The 2,126-nt window shown below is 67.4% G+C and carries 1 protein-coding gene; it reads right to left on the bottom strand.

The features are described 5' to 3' along the window. Positions 1–25: 25 nt before the first annotated feature. Complete coding sequence (locus EHO01S_RS16600; RefSeq protein ID WP_024525001.1) at positions 26–1,861, bottom strand: ShlB/FhaC/HecB family hemolysin secretion/activation protein; 1,836 nt, start codon at positions 1,859–1,861, stop codon at positions 26–28. Between the last annotated feature and the right edge of the window lie 265 nt (positions 1,862–2,126).

The following is a 2,126-nucleotide window of genomic DNA, read 5'->3' as shown; positions in this document are numbered from 1 at the left end:
GCGGGACGGCGATGCGCCTACACGGTCAAAAGGCCTTAAGCGCCGACAGCCAGACCCGGTTGCGCTCCGTCAGCCCCGAGACCGGATCGGCCTGGCCGCTACGGCGCGCCCAGGTTAAGGTCAGGGCGTAGCTTCCCGGCTGCGCCAAGGTCGCATACACCCCCGCCCCGGCCAGATTGACGTGGTTGTGCGCCGTTAATGCGCCGCCCTCGCGTGCGTTACGGTTCTGCCGGTACTGCTCGCCCCATCCCTGGTCATAGAACGCCGCCAGGGTCACGCTCGGCTGATGCCCTAACCAGCGCGACGCCGGGAGTGTCTGCCGCCAGCGCGCCTCCAGCGTGGCGAGCGTCCCGCGATCGACCGCCCCCGCCCCGACGTCATAGGCCCGCACGGCACCCGGCCCGCCCAGCAGCCACTTCTGCGAGGAGTCCAGGTTGCGGTTGACTGACTGCCCCGCCAGGTTGGCGTACAGCGAGAACGGCCCCCAGAGCGGCTGGTCATGGTTCAGGGCATAGTTCAGGCGGGCAAAACGGCCGCCCGACCCCAATTCGCGGCTGAAGTTAATCTCCTGGGACAACACATCGCGGTAGTTCATGCTGCCGACGCTGCCGCGCAGGCTAAAGCTGCTGACGCCGCCGGCGACGGTCAGCGCGCTGCCCGACAGGGCGAACGAGCCCAGACTGACCCGCTTCTGCCCCCGCGCCCCTAACCCCAGATACAGATCTGCCGGGTAGTTGTCCGTGAGCCATTGCTGGCTTCCCTCCAGCCGTACATCCACGCGCGCCCGCGCCGTGCGGATCCACGGATGGCTGAGATAGACGCTCCCGTTATCGGCGTCGCCACGAAAGTCGCGCTGCAAGAAGCGGTAGTGGTAGTTCAGGCGGCTATAGCTGATCCCGACGCGCGTGCCAGCGCCGCCCAGCAGGAGGCTGTAGTCCAACCCGCCATTAAACAGGTTGCGCTGCTCATAGGCCGCCAGCAGATCGACACGCAGTTGGTCGCCATACCCCAGCATCCCATTGGCATAGGCGCCCGCCAGCACCCGGCTGCGGCCGGTGGTCGGGTCGCCCTGGTTATCGAGGCCGAGGTAGCCGCCGAAGCGCGCCCCCGGGGTGAGGGTGATGTCGGGCTGCGAGGTGCCCGGCAGCGCGCCGGCACGCAACGCCACCTGGGCCTGGGCTCCCGGCACCTCGCCCAGCAACAGCGCCAGCCGCTCCAGGCTGGCGCGCGTCACCACCTGCCCGGGCGGGGCCGCCGTCGCGGCCAGGCGCCGGGCCTGGCTGTCGCGCAGCCGGCTGTGGTTGGACAAGGCGGCCTGGTCATAGCGACCGGGGCTCAGGTGCAACGTCAGGACGCCGCCCTTAATGGTCTGCGGCGCTAAGCGCACCCGGGCTAACAGCGCGCCCCGCTGCCGCACGTACTGGGTGAGCGTCTCGGCCATCGCCTGTAACTCGGCAAAGCTTAAGGGGCGATGCAGCCAGGGGGCGGCCGCCTTCTGCAAGTCGGCGGGCGTTATCCCCTTGATGCCGAGGGTGGCGTCGGCGCGGTTATCGAAACGAAAGCGAATCTGGTTCAGGGTCACCCGGGTGGGGCTGGCGGGGGCGCTCGCCCGCCCCTGCGTATCGGCGGGCAAGGCGAGTGCCGGCGACATCGGCGCGGCAGGAGGGGGCGCGAGGGATTGGCGCAGCTGATTGTCTAACTGGCCGGCACCGATCGGCGGCGGCACGACGGCGGCACCGGCATGGCTCAGCCCGAGCGCCCCCAGCAGACCCAGCGCCAGCGGCGCAACACGGCAACGGACGCCGGGGCGAGCGTGGCGAGGCAACCGCTGCCCTGGCCCATGAAAGAGGGAGAAAACCATCGTGTTCAATCCTTAGTCGGGAGGTAACGGATGGCACAGCTGACGCGATCCCTGTCCAGAGCCCGGCTAGGCACAACGCGTGACAGCGGGAGACACCCGGGAGGCTAAGATTAAAAAGAGGATCGGCACCACCGTTCGCGCCAAAACGCATTCAGGGTTACGCAACGCACTCAAAACGCGCTCAGCATAGTAAAATGATTATCGGGGCAAAGAATTTTACGAAAATACTATCGTCGGCAGCCAAAACCATAACAGTGTAATTATT

The organism is Edwardsiella hoshinae NBRC 105699 = ATCC 33379 (assembly GCF_000474215.1).
GTDB lineage: Bacteria > Pseudomonadota > Gammaproteobacteria > Enterobacterales > Enterobacteriaceae > Edwardsiella > Edwardsiella hoshinae.
This window is presented reverse-complemented; position numbering and strand designations above follow the sequence as displayed.

Excerpts from the sequence above, each read along its gene's own strand:
- EHO01S_RS16600 (WP_024525001.1), bottom strand. The coding sequence starts at position 1,861 with ATGGTTTTCTCCCTCTTTCATGGGCCAGGGCAGCGGTTGCCTCGCCAC.